Source organism: Vibrio sp. WZ-1 (genome assembly GCF_052037695.1).
GTDB lineage: Bacteria > Pseudomonadota > Gammaproteobacteria > Enterobacterales > Vibrionaceae > Vibrio.
Genome location: NZ_JBQEQR010000079.1, coordinates 383,724 through 401,044, shown reverse-complemented (window position 1 = coordinate 401,044; position 17,321 = coordinate 383,724). Strand labels below are relative to the sequence as shown.

General features: G+C 45.4%; 16 protein-coding genes. 6 read left to right on the top strand and 10 right to left on the bottom strand.

The genetic code is table 11. The annotated features are described in order from the left end of the window. Window position 1 precedes the first annotated feature (1 nt). The 3 genes from ACTS60_RS16540 to ACTS60_RS16530 all read right to left on the bottom strand — a co-directional run bounded on the left by ACTS60_RS16540 (window position 2) and on the right by ACTS60_RS16530 (window position 5,811). Complete coding sequence (locus ACTS60_RS16540; protein ID WP_440889138.1) at window positions 2-1,699, bottom strand: alpha-amylase family glycosyl hydrolase; 1,698 nt, start codon at window positions 1,697-1,699, stop codon at window positions 2-4. Window positions 1,700-1,708: 9 nt separating this feature from the next. Continuing rightward, a complete protein-coding gene (locus tag ACTS60_RS16535; protein WP_440889137.1) occupies window positions 1,709-4,336 on the bottom strand; it encodes a glycoside hydrolase family 38 C-terminal domain-containing protein in 2,628 nt (875 codons plus the stop codon). A gap of 68 nt (window positions 4,337-4,404) precedes the next feature. Then, window positions 4,405-5,811: a PTS fructose transporter subunit IIC gene (locus ACTS60_RS16530; RefSeq protein WP_440889136.1), complete on the bottom strand. Its 1,407-nt coding sequence runs from the start codon at window positions 5,809-5,811 to the stop codon at window positions 4,405-4,407. A 172-nt stretch (window positions 5,812-5,983) separates the two neighbouring features. Here ACTS60_RS16530 and ACTS60_RS16525 point away from each other — a divergent pair, with 172 nt between their 5' ends. After that, window positions 5,984-6,631 (top strand): MurR/RpiR family transcriptional regulator, encoded by a 648-nt coding sequence (locus ACTS60_RS16525; RefSeq protein ID WP_440889135.1) that lies wholly within the window; start codon window positions 5,984-5,986, stop codon window positions 6,629-6,631. Window positions 6,632-6,699: 68 nt separating this feature from the next. Here the strand turns inward: ACTS60_RS16525 and ACTS60_RS16520 are convergent, their stop codons facing one another. After that, a complete protein-coding gene (locus ACTS60_RS16520; protein WP_440889134.1) occupies window positions 6,700-7,443 on the bottom strand; it encodes an oligogalacturonate-specific porin KdgM family protein in 744 nt (247 codons plus the stop codon). A 421-nt stretch (window positions 7,444-7,864) separates the two neighbouring features. Between ACTS60_RS16520 and ACTS60_RS16515 the strand changes: the two genes are divergently transcribed. Both ACTS60_RS16515 and nhaD read left to right on the top strand, forming a co-directional pair. Further along, window positions 7,865-8,890, top strand: a complete 1,026-nt coding sequence (locus ACTS60_RS16515; RefSeq protein ID WP_440889133.1) for an acyltransferase — start codon at window positions 7,865-7,867, stop codon at window positions 8,888-8,890. Between the two features lie 408 nt (window positions 8,891-9,298). Continuing rightward, window positions 9,299-10,729: a sodium:proton antiporter NhaD gene (nhaD, locus tag ACTS60_RS16510; RefSeq protein ID WP_409582580.1), complete on the top strand. Its 1,431-nt coding sequence runs from the start codon at window positions 9,299-9,301 to the stop codon at window positions 10,727-10,729. 26 nt (window positions 10,730-10,755) lie between these two features. Here the strand turns inward: nhaD and ACTS60_RS16505 are convergent, their stop codons facing one another. After that, complete coding sequence (locus ACTS60_RS16505) at window positions 10,756-11,151, bottom strand: GFA family protein (RefSeq protein ID WP_409582579.1); 396 nt, start codon at window positions 11,149-11,151, stop codon at window positions 10,756-10,758. 218 nt (window positions 11,152-11,369) lie between these two features. Between ACTS60_RS16505 and ACTS60_RS16500 the strand changes: the two genes are divergently transcribed. Then, window positions 11,370-11,978, top strand: coding sequence for a YitT family protein (locus tag ACTS60_RS16500; RefSeq protein WP_038886138.1), 609 nt, complete (start codon window positions 11,370-11,372; stop codon window positions 11,976-11,978). Window positions 11,979-12,063: 85 nt separating this feature from the next. Here ACTS60_RS16500 and ACTS60_RS16495 read toward each other — a convergent pair whose 3' ends face one another. The 3 genes from ACTS60_RS16495 to ACTS60_RS16485 form a co-directional block, all read right to left on the bottom strand. Beyond that, window positions 12,064-12,885 carry a hypothetical protein gene (locus tag ACTS60_RS16495; RefSeq protein ID WP_440889132.1) on the bottom strand — a complete coding sequence of 274 codons (822 nt, stop codon included), beginning with the start codon at window positions 12,883-12,885 and terminating at the stop codon, window positions 12,064-12,066. A gap of 108 nt (window positions 12,886-12,993) precedes the next feature. Beyond that, window positions 12,994-13,476 carry a methylated-DNA--[protein]-cysteine S-methyltransferase gene (locus tag ACTS60_RS16490; protein WP_045385734.1) on the bottom strand — a complete coding sequence of 161 codons (483 nt, stop codon included), beginning with the start codon at window positions 13,474-13,476 and terminating at the stop codon, window positions 12,994-12,996. Next, entirely contained in the window at window positions 13,473-14,840 is a 1,368-nt protein-coding gene (locus ACTS60_RS16485; protein WP_440889131.1) for a DNA-3-methyladenine glycosylase 2 family protein, read from the bottom strand. The genes ACTS60_RS16490 and ACTS60_RS16485 overlap by 4 nt, the downstream gene beginning before the upstream one ends. 197 nt (window positions 14,841-15,037) lie before the next feature. Here ACTS60_RS16485 and ACTS60_RS16480 point away from each other — a divergent pair, with 197 nt between their 5' ends. Further along, window positions 15,038-15,241, top strand: coding sequence for a hypothetical protein (locus tag ACTS60_RS16480; protein WP_440889130.1), 204 nt, complete (start codon window positions 15,038-15,040; stop codon window positions 15,239-15,241). A gap of 197 nt (window positions 15,242-15,438) precedes the next feature. Here ACTS60_RS16480 and ACTS60_RS16475 read toward each other — a convergent pair whose 3' ends face one another. Next, on the bottom strand, window positions 15,439-16,332 hold the full coding sequence (locus ACTS60_RS16475; protein WP_440889129.1) for a LysR family transcriptional regulator: 894 nt from the start codon (window positions 16,330-16,332) through the stop codon (window positions 15,439-15,441). A 147-nt stretch (window positions 16,333-16,479) separates the two neighbouring features. Between ACTS60_RS16475 and ACTS60_RS16470 the strand changes: the two genes are divergently transcribed. Further along, window positions 16,480-16,833, top strand: a complete 354-nt coding sequence (locus tag ACTS60_RS16470) for a DUF413 domain-containing protein (RefSeq protein WP_005434702.1) — start codon at window positions 16,480-16,482, stop codon at window positions 16,831-16,833. A 125-nt stretch (window positions 16,834-16,958) separates the two neighbouring features. On the opposite strand, the gene ACTS60_RS16465 is transcribed toward ACTS60_RS16470, so the two are convergent. Next, window positions 16,959-17,210 (bottom strand): DUF3081 domain-containing protein, encoded by a 252-nt coding sequence (locus ACTS60_RS16465; RefSeq protein ID WP_440889128.1) that lies wholly within the window; start codon window positions 17,208-17,210, stop codon window positions 16,959-16,961. Between the last annotated feature and the right edge of the window lie 111 nt (window positions 17,211-17,321).

Here is a 17,321-nt window from a genome sequence, read left to right as displayed (position 1 = left end):
CTTATTTTTGCTGTGTCAGCCAAACAAACTGGTACGGCGCCAACTCAAATTCTGTTGGCATTAACTGTTCACTAATGAGGTCAAAGCCAGAATCCGCTAACACAACAGCTTGAGCTTGTGATGTCAGATTAACCGCAAATCGAATGGCTTCTTCACCATCGCCACGTTGCAATGCAAAGATACCATCACCCAAATTCAAGACTTGTTGAGAAGCCTGTGGTGAGAATGCGGCGTATTGCTGACGAAGGTTCAATAAGTGCGTCATTGGCTTGAATACTTTTGAGCGCAGTGAGCCTTCTTCTGCCAACTCACTTTCTAGCTTAGATAAATCCAATTTTTCACGGTTGATGCGTCGGTTAATCCCGGAATCGATCATACCTTGCACATCATTTTCGCTACCCAACAAGCTGTGGTAATAAATCGCGGGTACACCGATGAATGACAGCAAGATAGATTGAGCGGCGATGAATTTCTTCGCTTTGTCGTCAATGCTGTCGGTCGGCTCTGTAATTGCACTGAGGTAGTTAATATTCAGCTCATAAGGTGATTGGGTCCCATCACCGTTATTTTTATAGTTCACTCGACCGCCTTTGCGCTCGACTTGCGCGCACATCATTTGGCGGTCTTCATCCGTCAGTATGCCTTCCGTTGGACGAACCCCGATCCCATCGTGACTGGCAAGGAAGTTAAAGTACGTAGTTTTATCACCTTGAGCGAGTCTCGCCATCGCTTCATTTGTCAGCGAAGTCGCCCATTGCGTCAATGTCTCGCTATTTTCACTCATCAAAGCGTGCAGCGTTAATGGCGGCAGTGGGAATTGATAAACCATGTGTGCTTCATCGCCGCCCCCAAAGTAGGATACATTCTCTTTGTGCGGCACATTGGTCTCAGTGATCAACAATGTCCCTGGCATCACTTCATCCAAAATGATTCGCCATAGTTTGATGATTTCATGCGCTTCTTCTAGGTGAATACATGTGGTTCCGAGCTTTTTCCAGATAAAACCAATCGCATCAAGACGAATCGAGCGTCCACCATTCGCCGCGTACATCAACAAGATATCGATGCTTTCTAAAAGCACTTTCGGGCTGTGGAAGTTAATGTCAATTTGATCGTCCGAGAAAGTCGTCCACACATGTACAGTCTCACCCGATGCCTTGCTAAACGGAGTGTGGAGCGGTAACGCACGGGGGCGCGTTACACTTGAATAGTCAAGGCTCGGATCAGACTCTACAAAGTAGTCTTGGTATTTCACATCGCCCGCTAGGTAACCTTGGAACCAATCACTGCTCTTAGAGATATGGTTGATGACACAGTCGTACATCAGGTCAAAGTTCTCAGATAGTGCATTCAATTGCTCCCAATTACCGAGATTAGGGTCCACCTGACGGTAGTCAACCACACTAAAACCATCATCCGAGGTGTAAGGGAACATTGGCAAAATATGAATGTTGCTCAATGCCCCTTTCAAGTGGCGATCAGCGAATGTCTTCATCGTCGCCAGCGTAGGTTCCGCTTGAGTAGAAAAACTGTCGCCATAGGTGATCAAGTAAGAGGTACGTTGATCCACCCAATTCCGATATTGCGGTGCTTTGTCTTGCCACTTTGTCATTAGAGCAAGAATATCATCGGTAATTTCTGTCGCGCTGGCCTCGCCATATAGCTTGGCAACTTTGTTGTAAATCGCATTAGCAATCATGACTCTCTCCTAATTCTCTTTGTTACCAAGCGTTAAACGCACATCTAAGCTATTATTCGGGCGCACAATGTAAGCACCATCGAGTGGCTGCTCGCGGTAGTTCACCAATTCAACGTCTACAAAATGCTTCAGCGAATCAAGGTCAAGCTCGATTGGGCTCTCAGTTGGGTTGAACACGCGCAGAATGATCGCATTATCACGGTAGAAGGCGTGTCCTAAGCTAGATAATTCCAGCGCTTGCAGTAATGAGAACAGACTGAATGAAGGTGAATGCTGTCTCGGTTCAAAGCGAACTTGGAAGCGTTCAAGACGATTTTCAAAACTGTTCAGCGATTGTTTTTGGTACCCAAAAGGTTGGTCCAAATAACGGCGCTCTAACTGACGAATGGTCTTGTGTTGGGCGTTATCACACAGAGCCAGAGCAAAGCTAAAGCTCATCGCTTTTTGCAGTTGAGCATCAGGCGTATATACCACTGTGTTGTTGATGCCAGATGCACGCCCCGGACGCCATAACAAGTCATCCTTACCAAGTCGTCCGGTCGACTTAAACAAAGTCAGTGCGATCTTATCGCTCTCTGAGCCTTTCAATACCTGAAACTCTTTAAGGCCACGTCCCGTTAAAATCAGAGCTCGCTCCGACTCAGCAATCGCGACAGAACCATCTGTGGTTTCAATATCGACAGGACACTCTCGGTACTTTTCACGCCATTGCGCTAGGTCGGGAGCAACAGGACGCTCCATCAGTGCGAAAGATTGAGTGCTAATCGAAGTATCAGTCTGAAGATCTGAGTTAATCAGAACGCGTACACGGTGATCGCAAGTGTTGTTCACTGTGTTGATATCACACAGAAGCTGGGACTCACCACTAACCAGACTCATCGTAATGTCGAATACCGCTTGTCTATTCTGCTCACCACTTTGTCGTGCCGTCAGATCTTGCGGCACTACTAACGTTGCTCGAACAGATAAGCTTTGTTGCGTTTCACCAACCGTACATGACAACCACTCAAGCGAAGTGCTGTAGTATGGTGTATCACCTTCTAGTGGCGAGAAATCGTAGGAGTCGCCATCGTCGGCTTGCTCTTCAAACGTTAATAATTGCTCGATAACACGGCCATTAATTTTGTCTTCTAAGCGCAGTTGACCTTGCTCTAAAGAAACTCGTAATGCTTGGTTTTCGATCACCGCTTGCTCGCTGTTCACTTGCTCTGTATTAGCTTGCTCACAAGTTTGAACTTCAAAAACGCGATACCCCATTGCAGGTAATTCAGAAACAAGCACATTAAGCTCGAATCGGTAGTATGGTGGTACGTCGACTTCCTTCTCGCCATCTTTTGTTACCTCAATGATCTTACCGCCACTCAATGTTTCTTTCTTGAGCACTTCAATCGGCAGAGGCTGACCAGAATCCAGAACCGAAATGTTCTCACTCGCACTAAATACAACCGCTTTGACCATCCCGCTGTAAGGTGTCATTTGACCGTTAAATAACATCAACTCATCGTCATGACATGCACTGGCAATCTCTTTGATAACGAGGTTGTAAAGGCCGTGACAAATCTCTTCCGCTTGCTTGAGACGATGCATGATATCGGCGTTGGTGGCATCGCTATTACATCCACCCATGCTGTCATGGGCATGACATTCAAGGATTTTTTTCCAAGCAATATCGACCAACTCAGTGTGTACGGTAATACCTTGAGCCTTCGCGATAGCGATCACCACTTCAAGTTTCTTCAATAAGAACTGTTCAATTTCAAAGTTGAGTTTCTTGATGTCATAACGAACTGAACCAATGGTTTTGTGGATGCGCGTGTAGCGTGGCATTTTAAACTCGCCTTGGTACGTCTCAAACGCTTGGTCATTATTACGTAACACATCAACAAACGCTTCCATCGACGAAATCACGTAAACATCTTTACCCGAGCGCTCAGTCGCGGCTTGTAAGGTTTTTGGTAACTCAGGGTCGATATTCACTTGGTCACCACCCGATGGAATCAACACTTCATCTAAGCCTGAGAGTGATTTGATCTTCTCTACCATCGGAAAGATTTTCTTATCCAGATGTTCAGGCGTTGCGTTGATGTTCTTCGCTGCGCCATAACCGTGAACTAGGTTGTAAGCATAGATCTCGTCGCCCCCCGTCGAACGCCAGAAGAAGTGCGATTTTTCGACCTGTTGGTCATAATCAATACCGCGCCAAAAGATAATGTTATCGATACCCATACCTTTAAAAATGGTAGGCATTTGCGCGTTATGACCGAAGGTATCTGGTAAGTAGCCCACCTTCATACTGTGGCCAAGTTCCTCAGCGATATGCATACCGTATTTCAAGTTACGGATGATCGATTCTGCGGCGACGTTGTAGGTATCAGTTTGTGTGTACCATGGTCCAATAAACAGTTTCTTCCCTGAAACCAATTTAGCCATGCGCTCCTGCATGTAAGGTAGGACTTTAAGATAATCTTCCACAATAGAGGACTGGCCGTCTAAGTGGTAACAGGTGTAAGCCTCGGTGTTTTCGAGCGTTTCAATCACTTTTGTAAAATTGTAAGTCGCGAGTACATCACTATCCTGTTGGGTGAAATACCACTCACGATCCCAGTGAGTGTGAGGAATTACGTGTACTTTAGCCATTGGCGTTGTCTCTAAATCTTGGTCTGAATTTTATTGGAGGAAGACGCATCTTCCCCCGTTGAAAATGGTTAAGCTTGAGTAGGCTGAGGTTTCGTGCAAAGCAGCAGAGCCACAGCAATAAACAGAGAGCCGGCAATAACAGAAATGGTGTAGCTCACAGGGTCAGACGATAGGAACCATCCCCATACTGCCGGTAATGGCAAGCTTTGAAATACGTTAAGCACTACAGCTAACTGCGTTCCGATGATGGAACCTAAAATCATGATTGGAATCATCTTCGGATTCTTTAGGATGAATGGAATCGCCCCTTCTGAAATACCAATCAAGCCCAGCATCAAAGACGTTTTACCGACGGTTCGCTCTTCTGGAGAAAACACTCGCGGACGGAATTTGCCGTCGAGTAAGGCTGCAAGACCAACACCGATAGGCGGGATAACGATGCCTAATTCGCGGGCAATCAAATCAAAGCCTTCGCCCATACCGTTAAGACCTAACGCTACTGAACCTGCGGCTTTGTTGATTGGTCCGCCCAAGTCAAATGCAGTACCTGCCGCAATGACCATCGAGTAAATGCCACGACCTGCATCACCCGCTTCGGTAAACAGGTTGATCATGGCGATGTTCAAAGCCCCAAAGAATGGATTGATGATGTATTCCATCGTCAGCACCATCACCACACCCGTAATCGCAGGTACCACAAGCATGGTTTTCAACGTGGTAAGTTCTGATTTCACTTTGATCGTATCGTTCAAGAAACGTACGAGATAACCAACCAGGAAACCAATCGCGATGGCGCCAAAGAAGCCAGAAGGCGCCCAACCCTCTAGGTCGAAAAATCGCTTGTACACTTCGTCACTCATCACGCCGCCAATAAAGGCAGGGATCAGAGCGGGTTTACCAGCGATAGAATAGGCAAGGTATGCAGCAAAGATTGGGTACATGAACTTAATGGTCATGAAGCCCAGTTTATCCAAGGTTTGAATCGGAGTACCGGAGATATCTATGAACTCACCGGTGATCTTGGCAACCGCCATTAGAAGACCACCCAAAACCACCACTGGCAGCATGTAGCTGATGCCCGTCATGATGTGGCCGATCGCAACTTGATACGCCGAGCGCTTTTCTTCAATTGGAAGCTCACTCAATGCCGCCGACTTTTCTTTGCCACGTTGGAAAACCGTTGGCAACAAAGCATCCACATGTTTGATCAGCTCTTGAGTTCGTACTTTTAACGGCTTGGCATTATCAAAACGCTCCATGTCCATGATAGGCACGTCAACGGCTAGCACGACACCATCAGCGGTTGCGATATCGTGAGCAGTCAATCGGTTTTTCACACCATCGCTGCCTTGGGTTTCCACTTTGACTTCATAGCCATGCTTGTCAGCCCAGCTTTTGATTTTTTTAGCTGCCATAAAGGTATGTGCAATGCCTGTAGGGCAGGCGGTGACTGCAACCAGCTTCTTTTTACTCATGGGTCTATACCTTGTTATTTTTTACTGCGGACAGTATATGAACCCCAACTCGGCTCAGATATTGTTTCCTCATACAACTCACGTATCACGATACATCTGTGATCCGACGCAAAGACAACGCGGCCATTTTCAAGCGTAATACCGACAGTTTTCTCAATAATAGTCAAAAGCGATGAATACTTTTCGAGGCATAGAGCGTGTTATCTACGAGTATCTGATTGGGCACGCCAGTCAGTTACATGAGATCTCGGCAAAGACCATAGCCAACAAGGCACTTACTACGACAACCTCGGTCAATCGAGTTTGTAAGAAAATGGGGTATGCCAGCTACACAGAATTGCGCTATAAGTTGGCAAATGAGTTAAAAGAACAGGTACAGAACCTAGACGGCGAAGAGTGCGAGCAAAGTGTCATTTCACAAGTGGCAAAGACACTGAGTGACTCTCCCGTTGTGTATCTATACTCTCGCGGCGCATCGATTGTGAGTGTGAACTATTTATCGCGCTTCCTTTCTCTGGCGAATATTCCTCACTTGGTGATCACAGATATCCACCAGCTAACGAGAGCTGAACTCGGGACGCTATTGTTAATCAGTAAATCCGGGGAAACACAAGCCGTCGTAGAAATGGCGCACAACGCCAAAAGAAAAGGTTTGAAGGTGATGGGGATCAGTCGAAAAGGCTCTACATTAGCACAATCAAGCCATGTTAATGTTCCTTTAGAAGAGCAAGTGGATGGTATCTCTCTCTATAGTCGAGAGTCACAAATCCATATCCTTAACATCGTAGATAAAATCGGTAAAGAGCTACTCACTTTTTAACTCGCTTTAGCTCTTATTTCCGATCAAAAAAAGCGGTCAATGACCGCTTTTTTTGATTTCTTTCGTTACTACAGGTTCATCACAAAACCTAAGCGCACTGCGTAATCATTCTCACGCTTACCCTGATCATTTACATAAGTCTCATCCACAGAAACAAGCTCCATGTATGGCGTCCAAGTTTCATTCAACTTGTAGTTCACCATGATCGTGTGCTCCCAATAATCATCTCGACCAGTACCTTGATCTACGCCATCTTGATAACGGTAACGAGGGTTGTACATCAAACCCACATCGCCAAAGTTTTTCGAGATCCAAAGGTCAAACTGGTTAGAAGCACCACGAGTGGTACCAGAACCATCAAGATAGTTTTTGCCATTCGCATCATTTGACCAGTTGTAGCGGTAACGACCCGTTAAAGACACGCCATTGTCAAATGTCGTACCAAGCTTTAGGTAAGGTCGGTATTCCGTCCAATTCGGGGCTGTTACCATAACCAAACCTGGCGCCCAATACCAATCTTCACCAAGATCAAACTTGTAAGTTGCTTCAAATTCCTGTGCCGCTGCCTTCAAGCCATTCTTATCTGGATCATTAGAGTCATTACCAGCAAAGTAACCATCATTGTGGATTTGCGCGGCTTCGGCACTAAAGTAAAATCCCGTATCGAAAGTATGCATAAATTTCACACGGCTATCGCGAATATCAGACGCGGTGTTGTGACCAAAACGTACATCCAGCTTGGTCTCACCAGCAAAGGTAGGTAGGGCTGTCACTGCAACAAGAGTAGAACACAGTAGGGCTTTTATTTTCATTTTAGACCTTTATATTGTTGTTAATAACTGATTCGCCGCCACTATATGCCCGTGAGTTTTACACTGTAAAAAGTATCATCGTACAATCGATGTATGCCGATTCGAGTTGAACTTGAATCACACTAAAACCCTGCTTTTTCCTACTGTTTCACGCATAAAAAAGACTCCCAGTAGAGAGCCTTTGTCGTTCGAAATGGTAATGTGGTTTCTGAGTGGGCACTGAAGAAGCATTACGTTCAGTCGCACTCACGCTCGCAATATATTGAGCAACTCAATGAATACAAATTTTCGAAATTTGAGGTAAGTCTGAATTTCGAGAACTGGGGGATGCCAATTGCACATGAGTTGATTTTTTACCGCGAGAACCGAGCCGTTAGCTGCTAATTTCGCAGCGATTTTTCACTATTTTAGGTAAGCACTTATGGCAACCACAAAGAAAATTGCCAGTTTAGAATTTGCCCGTATCATCGCAATGTTTGCGATCGTTGGGCTTCACTGCCAGATGGCTCTCACCTATTGGCAGTGGGATGAAATACCATGGGTAGGATACATGCTTAACCAGCTAGCTCGATTCGCCGTGCCGCTGTTTTTCCTGATCTCCGGTTTTCTGATCCAACCAAAACTTAGTACCAACCCCGTTGAAACGCTGAAAAACTACGCCAATCCTCTGCTTAAAATATGGTTGGTTTGGAGCGTAATTTGTTTGTTAGTACCATTTCGCTGGCAAGTGGTTGCAGAAGCAGGATACCTTACCGAGCGACAAGGTTACTGGAGCTATTTGATGTCGAACCCAATCAATTCACTAATGGAAGGCGGGTTGGTGCATTTGTGGTTCATACCTGCTCTTGTGATTGCAGTGGCTCTCATTGCGTTTCTTGTCCGTATTGGCATGGCGCAACTGCTACTCCCAACCGCAGTATTACTGTATGTCTACGGTGTATTTGCAGGCAGTTACGTTACGCTAACGGATCTACCAACACCATTTTTCACTCGTAATGGCCCGTTCTTTAGCACCTTGTTAGTTGTACTTGGTTACTTGGCAAGACAGCACCAATGGCAATGGTTTCGCAACAACACCATTCGCGTTATTTTGCTTGGTATGGCACTGCATTTCGCTGAAGCCTATTACTTGCTGGACTACGAGATCGCCTTTAACTCGCACGACTTTTTGTTCGGTACTGTTGTCTGGTCTTTAGGCGTGTTCATGTGGCTTCTCGCACATCCAAATTTTGGCAACATGCCATGGGTGTACAAGTGGTCTCCGAGCATTTTGGGTATCTACGTCAGCCACTTACTGGTGATCATTATGATGATGAACGTGGCAGGGTTGTTAGGGCTAGAAAACTTAGCGAAAGACGCCTTTATTTATCCAGCAACCATCGTGGTAACACTGCTACTTGTAAAGGCTATTGAAGCAACACCACTACAAAAACTACTACTCCGATAAATAGGCTTTGCCTGCACTAATACTTTAGGGTTAGTGCAGGTTCAATAGAAATGAGAGCTTTCTCTCACTCATCAAAATTATCATTTCTAATACGCTGTAATTTGCTATCACTCACAAAAAACATTGTTCATTTACTTTAGATTTATTCGACATCAACAATATGCTCATTAAACGGAGGCTGTATGTGGGCAGGTCAAGGACTCGTTCCTTTTTTAGAAATTAGCCATTGGTTAACCTATGGTTTATATGCTGCTGCAATCCTATTTGGCGCGGCAAGTATTGCGTCACTCAGAAAGTAGTGGCGCAAGCTACATCAATTCAAAACTCCTATCGTTAATTCGAGCTTTCTCACACTTAACCCTCTAATATGTGGCTAAAATTTCTCCAGTCGGACAAGGAGAAATGTCTATGCCAATCTATCCAATTGTCGCGTTTTGCTGTTTGATGTTTTCTAGCTCTACATTTGCAGCTGCGACCAGTGATCTTAATCTCGTCAATTCCACCGTCGGCTATGCCGCGCTCATTTTCTTCACCATTGCCTACATTCTGGTGATGCTGGAAGAATACCTGCAAATGCGAAAGTCTAAACCCGTGTTGCTCGCTGCAGGGTTAATCTGGATCTTGATTGGTTACACCTTTGCCCAGCACAACCAAGCAGACATCGCCAAAGCCGCACTGGAACACAACCTTTTGGAATACGCTGAACTTTTATTGTTCCTACTGGTGGCGATGACTTACATCAACGCAATGGAAGAGCGCAGACTGTTTGACGCACTACAAGCGTGGATGGTCGGAAAAGGCTTTAACTTTAAAAAACTATTTTGGTTAACGGGAAGCTTAGCGTTTGTGATTTCCCCTATCGCAGACAACTTAACGACCGCCCTTTTGATGTGTGCAGTGGTGATGAAGGTTTCAGGTGATAATCCCCGCTTTGTCAATCTAGCATGTATCAATATCGTCATTGCTGCCAACGCCGGTGGGGCGTTTAGCCCATTTGGTGACATTACTACTCTGATGGTCTGGCAGGCAGGGCACGTCAGCTTCGCTGAATTTATGCCGCTGTTTGTACCTTCACTGATCAACTACGTCATTCCTGCTTTCATCATGTCGTTGTTTGTACCAAATACGAAGCCAGATACGGTTCACGAACACATTGAACTTAAGCGAGGTGCAAGGCGCATCGTTGGTTTGTTTATCCTTACCATTGCGACAGCGGTTTCCTTCCATGCTGTTTTGCACTTCCCTCCCGTGGTCGGCATGATGATGGGACTCGCCTATCTACAATTTTTCGGCTACTTCCTGCGTAAAACGCTCAAACATTCTCTTGCCAAAAAAGCTGCAATGGCGATTGCCAATGGTGATGATTACGCGTTGAAACGACTAGGCTCGGTAGTACCATTTGACGTATTCAATCGTATATCTCGTGCCGAGTGGGACACTCTGTTGTTCTTCTATGGCGTGGTAATGTGTGTCGGTGGGCTTAGTTTACTTGGCTATCTAGGATTGGTTTCTAACGTGATGTATACCGAGTGGAACCCAATTTGGGCAAATATTATGGTGGGTATCCTTTCCGCGATCGTCGATAACATTCCGGTGATGTTTGCTGTCTTGACCATGGACCCAAGCATGTCGATGGGTAACTGGCTACTCGTGACTCTCACTGCTGGTGTCGGTGGTAGTTTACTATCGATTGGCTCTGCTGCTGGCGTTGCACTCATGGGCGCAGCAAGAGGGCAATATACCTTCTTTGGGCACCTTAAATGGGCACCGGTGATTGCGCTAGGTTACGTTGCGAGTATTGCCGCGCATCTATGGATGAATGGCAGTTTGTTTACTTAAACTGCCTTAATCGATTCTAAGATTTCTTATCGGTCTGATGGGTGGTTTACGCCATCCATTACTTCTACCTCTCCCAATTCATATGGGTTTACACCTTCTAAACAGCCAACGTTGTAACCGTATTCGCTTGGGTTAGAGCGGCGCTGATGGTGAGTATAAATGCCACATTCACCACAAAAGAAATGCTTAGCCGTATTGGTATTAAATTGATAAAGCTTGAGTGCTTCCTCACCCTGAATGATGCGAATCCCATTCAAAGGTACCGACGCCGCAATCGCACCACGACGTCGACACATGGAGCAATCACAGCGCCGAGGCTTCTCGATTCCATTCGGTAACGACAGTTCGATTTGCACTTTTCCACAGTGACAAGAGAGCTTATGCAAAGGCTGAATTGTGGTGCTACCCACTTGTTTAATCATGACTTTTCCTTGTTCCTTCCGTGTTCGTCCAGTTTAATGTGTAAAGTCTGTTAAACAGTTAACATCTGCGTAATCTAGGTCAAAAACTCGACATCAATCACTTTTCGCGACATTTTATTTAGCGTTTTATCACTCTTTGGTTGGCGTTTTGCTGACCGCATCCGTTTTGGTTGCATGCTCGCAGCTAAGACGTTTTTAAAACCTAGGAAAATACTTTTATGGATAAAGATCATAGCCTTAGAGAGAACCTCTTAGCGCTGACGCTCGGTAGCGCGTTAGTGTCACTTGGGGTTATCTTCTTCAACAAGGTTGGACTACTTACTGGCGGTACGGCAGGGTTGGCAATCTTCCTCACCAAAATCAGCGACTTCAGTTTTGGTCAGGTGTTCTTCGCACTGAACCTACCTTTCTACATTCTGTCTGTGATGCGCATGGGTTGGCGTTTTACCATCAACACTTTTATCGCGGTTTCGATCGTTTCTTTTGCGGTAGACCACTTGCACCATGTGATTGAGATTTCTCGTATTGAGCCCGTGTACGCAGCCCTACTCGGCGGTGGCTTGATTGGTATGGGGATGCTGGTGATTTTCCGCCACAAGATGAGTTTAGGTGGCTTTAACATCTTGGCGCTTTACCTTCAGGAGCGCTTTGGTATTCGTGCAGGTAAAGTACAAATGGCGCTCGACTGTACTATCGTTGTGATGTCGCTGTTTATCGTCGATGTTTACTTAATCGCCCTTTCTGTACTTGGCGCGATCGCGACCAACTTAATCTTAGCGATGAACCACAAACCTGGGCGCTATCAGCCGAAGCCACAAGTTGTGTGATAGGACTGAGTCACGAACAAAATAAAGCCCCGAGCCATTAATTAACTCGGGGCTTTTTGTTTGTTCTAATTCGCTAACGAAAAGATTACGCCAATGGCGAGTTCTCACAATATTTCTGGTCATCCGTCGCCAGTGTTTGCTTACTCGCTTGGCTTAAGTGATAGTGCACTAACATCAACAAATCATGAGCGTAGAAGAGCTCAAAAGCATCTTCACCATTTTGGCGACAGATTGCCTCACAGCGATCAGCGTGTACTTTGGCTTTGAGTGGTAGTCCTGCTTTAAGTAGGCTCATGGCTAAGCGATATTCTGCGCGCTCTTCTTGCATCCAACCACCAGCAACCTTCCAATACTCAAGTGCCAGTGTCGCCGCTTCTAACATGTGTTCTATTTGCGCTTCAGAGCGCGCCTCAAGCTCTTCATATTGGCAAGCAAGATTGTTACCCGTAATGGCAATCGAGCGCGCTAACGGCTCTACAACCTTGTCTGATTCTAGACCAGCAGCTGCATTCACTAACCATGTGCTCGCTTGCTCTAGCTCATTCATCGCCGACAGTTCGTTGGCAATCTGAGCAAACACGCGGCGCTGGTCGACATCGTCTAAATCAGCGATGTGGTCCGTATTTCGGTCAATAAAATACTGCGCTACCGCTTTAGCTCTCTGGCGTGCCAAACATTGAGTTGCAACGCCGTTTTCGAGTTTATCTAAACTAGTAAGAAACTGCTTTGGATCGTGTAAATGACCAATGGAGGTGTGCAGCATTAAAGGCAAAATGCGTTCAGCATGATTAGTATCTTCCACCTCACTAATCGCTTGTTCTAGTTGGTTGTATGTTTGTTGTGGCTGCGCTTCATGCTGTTGCCAGCTTTGGTTTATAAATGCATCAAAATCCGTATTGAAAGACATATCCTTATTATCCTTTTTCATTGCTCTGGATTGCTTATTAGCACAACAACCCTACACAAAATTTAGCCAAATAAGGTAAAACTTGCCGGTTTCTGAGAATGGTCTCACTTAAAGTGGTGTACCCTTCTCCAACGCTAATAATCGTTGTTTGCGCTCTACCCCGCCCGCATAGCCAGTGAGCTTGCCACTTTTACCGATCACTCGATGGCATGGCACCACAATCGAAATTGGGTTTTTACCATTAGCCAGCCCCACCGCACGCACAGCTTTGGGGTTGCCGATCGCATTCGCAAGGTCTTGGTAGCTCCACGTTTCGCCATAAGGAATGGTCGTCAGCGCATACCAAACTTGGGTTTGGAAATCAGTACCCGTTGCCGCAAGTGGCAAGTCGAATTCGTTACGCAACCCAGCAAAGTATTCTTCCAATTGGGTAACGGTTTGGCTAAGCACGATATGCTGATCATCACGTTCACCCAAATCGTCTGGTTTGGTGGTACACGTTTCAAACCAAATCCCCAGCAAACCTTGCTCGTTGGCTTGGATGGTCACTGCGCCTAACGGACTTGGCATTACCGTATAAAGTGATTTCATGATTGATTCCATAAGTGAAAAGTCGCGTAGCTGCCCCAAGGCGACGCAGTATGAGTATTCAATGACGGATAGTTTGGCATGGCTTTCTTCACCACCAAGTCTTTGTCTAAAAAACAATCCGGTTGAGACTGACCACGCAGTTGCGCATAGCTCACCGTCCACGGGCCTATGCCTTTCAACTCCAGCCATTGTTGTGGATCAGCTTCTGGATTCTGCTGCATGTACTGAGCAAATCGCACCAATGTGTCTTTACGACTTTGCGGCATGCGCAAAAAACTGACATCGGCACAGGCAATTGCTTCTGGCGTTGGGAAGTGACGTACTTGCTGGTCGTTGCTGAGCGTTTCTACCAACAAATTAAGCTGCCCAATCGCCGCTTTGACCGATACTTGCTGCCCTAACACAGCACGAACTCCGGCTTCCCATGCACTCCACACGCCTGGAATACGAATACCCTGTGTTTTGACTAATCCCGGCGCAATGTATTCAAGGTGCTGCTCCACCGTGCAGATATCCGCATCGAGGTCGAACATACGACGCACACCAGCCACGAGACTCAGCAGCTTGGTTACGTCTTCAATATCAAACGCCATCTCAAGGTAACCTTCGCCCTGAGTGACCTTGAATCGCGCCTGACAGTCATCCAGAGAAACGTTGCGCAGGTATGCATCTTCAGTAACTTGCTCCACTCCCTCAATTGCACGTAAGCGATAAAAATTAAGCATATGTTGCCAATTCAACGCACCGCGATAAGGCAATACAATTCGATTCGTCCCCATGCCATCAAACTCTTTTCGGCGTATTTGAGATGGCGTTAGTTGCAGGATTTTTTGAAACGCATCATTGAAACGTCGCGTACTATTAAACCCCGCGGCAAACCCAATTTCAGTGACTGACATGGAGCTCGAGTGTAGCAACTGCTTGGCAAACATCAGCTGTTGGTACTGAGCGTATTGCTTGGGCGACATCCCCAGATATTGCTCAAACAGCATGCGTAAGTAACGATCTGAGATCCCCAGGCGATCCGATAAATCCACCAGAGACTGATGCTGCAGTTCGCCTTGATCGATCATTTTAATCGCACGTTGGAATGTGGTTTCAGCACCCTTCCAGGCCCATGATCCTGGCGCACTGTCCGGACGACAACGCAAGCAAGGACGATAGCCAGCCTTCAAAGCCTGAGTCTTGTCAGTGAAGTACTCAACGTTTTCCTCTTTGGGCAAGTTGGCTGGGCAAATAGGACGACAGAAGATCCCTGTCGTTTTCATCGCAATGTAAAAACGCCCATCAAAACGACTGTCTCGTGCCATGCGCGCTTTTTTACACTGTTCATTGGTCAACGTAGCATATGGATTGATGGTCATAATGCGATTCCAGTTTTTGCCTTTCTTTTTGAGCCAACACTATCAGTTGCTCAACCAGTACACATACATTGTAGAGTGCTACTTTGGATCGGGTTAGCCATTTTCGGAACTCAATAATGAGAAAATGTGGCATTAGTCAATTTGTGCACTAAGGTTAGTTAAGAACAACACAACAACGTCGGCTAAAGGGAATTGGCATGGACTTACATACGTGCGTGATTGTACTTAGAAATCACAAGGTTATTACTAGTAAATCAGTAGAACACTCAATAGGAATTATTGAGCGTGACTCAGACAATGAGATTTCAGAAATTCAAATTAATACAACCGATGGTAACTCGATAAGGACTTATCACTATAATTGTGTAGAAGACTCACTTGAAAGTTTAATGAACCTGTAATTACTCCTTTCCCCCTTGTAAACGTAAAAGAGTACAGTTAGCTGTGCTCTTTTTTTTCACATTTTGGTTCATCAGCTTAACTCAATAGGGCTGGATATATTCTGCCGTAACTCTTGGTTCAGAAAGCGCCAAATAAAAAGCCCTTGGTTTTATACCAAGAGCTTTCTTAATCTCACTTAGAAGATGACAAATAATCTCTATTCGCCGACGGGAATATCTGCGATTTGCTGCAAGCTATACGCCGTTAACGGGTCAATCTCTTTTACGATTTCTTCAACCTGTTTAATCGCCTCTACAGACGTGCTAGCTTTGCGATAACTCAAATAGATAGGACGGTACCAATCTTCCACGCCAGACACCTTGTAGAGTTGTCCGCTTGCGATAAATGGCTCAACCAAAGATGCTGGTAGGTATGCGCTACCACCTTTCTCCAAAATGAAATCTAATCCGATACGAGCCGTGGAGGTACGAAGGTACGGCGCAGGAATTTTTGGATGGCGTTCCGCATGCTCAGAAGCAAAGCGTGTACCCCAATCGACATACACGTATTTCTTACCAAATACTGTATCAAGAGAATCAGGCTCAGTAGAAACTAACACAAGCACCACATCTGCTACTTTTTTGCAGTTGAGCTCATCCGCTTTGATTTGGTCAAAGGCAAACGCCATGTCGAGAGTACGCTCTAAAAGACTGCGGCTGAGCATTTCGCGCCCCATGACTTCTGCCATAAAGCCGTAACCGCTAAATGAGTCTGTTACCACACTCAAACAGTTTTGCAGATAAGCATCCCAAATGTTCGGCGTACCACCTATGGTGAGCTGCAACGCTTTGCCATCTTCGAGGGATAATTCGAGTTTGGCTTGCTGCAAGGTGGTGACCATTACCTCGGCATAGCTTATTAAACGCTCACCTGCGGAGGTCAACTTTATGTTATTTCGATCACGAATAAACAACTGAGTATCGAAATAACTTTCGAGTTGTTTGATGCGTGCGCTCACTGCGGCTTGAGTAATGTACAAGTTCTCAGCAGCTCGTCCGAAGTGACGAACCTTTGCCAGCTCTAAAAATGTTCTAAAAACCTTTACATCCATAAACCATCTCCTGGTTAATATAAAACCAGATTAACAATTAATTAAAATCTTGACGACAAAAAAGTTTTGTTTTTCTTTTGTTAGCTTTGCGCCTAATTTCGCCGTAATTCATCACATTCATCAATAACGGTTACAGAGGCTGTTGATATGTCTGACACTGAATTTCGTCATGGCAAAAAACGTTTTTACGATAACGTAAAATTTCCGCGCGGCTTTGCAAAGTCTGGCGATTTTACTCTCTCAGAAGAGGAAATCCTAACAATTTATGGGGATACTATGCTTGGCCTAGAGTCAGGTGAGTTGACACCAGAGAACTCCGAAGAAAAACACTTCGTTAAAGTTCTAGAAAACCCAGGCAAAGCGAAAACTAAAATCGAACGCACTTGGTTGAAGTACACCCAATTGGCCCGTGGTCGCAAACGCTTCCACACACTAAATGGTCGTAACAAACCAGAAGCGTCTGATGATTATGCAGAAGAGAGCTTAGCCGAAGACGATTAATCTAGCCCTTAATCAAACACTATTGTTTGGTTGAATCAAATAGAAGTGTGCATTCACTTTTCTTCTCAAAAAGCCCTTAAGTGATTTCCTCAAGGGCTTTTTTCAACTCAAATACACACTTTCTATTACTTGGCTAACATCGCTACCTTCTTCAAGAAGCTATCTTTTAAGTGTTCTTGGTCATACTCCAAATGATAGGTATTGTGAAACCCCACTTTCAACTCCACGCCGTTACCTCGCATAAAGACGTTGTAGCCATCATAATCAGAGAATGCTTCAACCCCTTCATATATTTTACCGAATTCAGTTGGCGTGCCATTGTTCATCACACATTCATACGCTTGCAGTACTTTGGTGGCATCTAATTCGTTTCTCATTGCGATTTCCCTTAGCAATAAACTCGCTTTAATTATGGTTAAAGAAGAAACACCGTGCCACACCATAGATTGCGTAAGATCATAACTTACGTATTTTTTCTCACTTTACCC

What these genes read in the sequence shown, in the direction of transcription:
- ACTS60_RS16490 (WP_045385734.1), bottom strand. Translation starts at nt 13,476, where the DNA reads ATGAAATCACTTTATACGGTAATGCCAAGTCCGTTAGGCGCAGTGACC.
- ACTS60_RS16505 (WP_409582579.1), bottom strand. Translation starts at nt 11,151, where the DNA reads ATGATTAAACAAGTGGGTAGCACCACAATTCAGCCTTTGCATAAGCTC.
- ACTS60_RS16495 (WP_440889132.1), bottom strand. Translation starts at nt 12,885, where the DNA reads ATGTCTTTCAATACGGATTTTGATGCATTTATAAACCAAAGCTGGCAA.
- ACTS60_RS16470 (WP_005434702.1), top strand. Translation starts at nt 16,480, where the DNA reads ATGTCTGACACTGAATTTCGTCATGGCAAAAAACGTTTTTACGATAAC.
- ACTS60_RS16485 (WP_440889131.1), bottom strand. Translation starts at nt 14,840, where the DNA reads ATGACCATCAATCCATATGCTACGTTGACCAATGAACAGTGTAAAAAA.
- ACTS60_RS16520 (WP_440889134.1), bottom strand. Translation starts at nt 7,443, where the DNA reads ATGAAAATAAAAGCCCTACTGTGTTCTACTCTTGTTGCAGTGACAGCC.
- nhaD (WP_409582580.1), top strand. Translation starts at nt 9,299, where the DNA reads ATGCCAATCTATCCAATTGTCGCGTTTTGCTGTTTGATGTTTTCTAGC.
- ACTS60_RS16475 (WP_440889129.1), bottom strand. Translation starts at nt 16,332, where the DNA reads ATGGATGTAAAGGTTTTTAGAACATTTTTAGAGCTGGCAAAGGTTCGT.
- ACTS60_RS16540 (WP_440889138.1), bottom strand. Translation starts at nt 1,699, where the DNA reads ATGATTGCTAATGCGATTTACAACAAAGTTGCCAAGCTATATGGCGAG.
- ACTS60_RS16525 (WP_440889135.1), top strand. Translation starts at nt 5,984, where the DNA reads ATGAATACTTTTCGAGGCATAGAGCGTGTTATCTACGAGTATCTGATT.
- ACTS60_RS16515 (WP_440889133.1), top strand. Translation starts at nt 7,865, where the DNA reads ATGGCAACCACAAAGAAAATTGCCAGTTTAGAATTTGCCCGTATCATC.
- ACTS60_RS16530 (WP_440889136.1), bottom strand. Translation starts at nt 5,811, where the DNA reads ATGAGTAAAAAGAAGCTGGTTGCAGTCACCGCCTGCCCTACAGGCATT.
- ACTS60_RS16535 (WP_440889137.1), bottom strand. Translation starts at nt 4,336, where the DNA reads ATGGCTAAAGTACACGTAATTCCTCACACTCACTGGGATCGTGAGTGG.
- ACTS60_RS16480 (WP_440889130.1), top strand. Translation starts at nt 15,038, where the DNA reads ATGGACTTACATACGTGCGTGATTGTACTTAGAAATCACAAGGTTATT.
- ACTS60_RS16465 (WP_440889128.1), bottom strand. Translation starts at nt 17,210, where the DNA reads ATGAGAAACGAATTAGATGCCACCAAAGTACTGCAAGCGTATGAATGT.
- ACTS60_RS16500 (WP_038886138.1), top strand. Translation starts at nt 11,370, where the DNA reads ATGGATAAAGATCATAGCCTTAGAGAGAACCTCTTAGCGCTGACGCTC.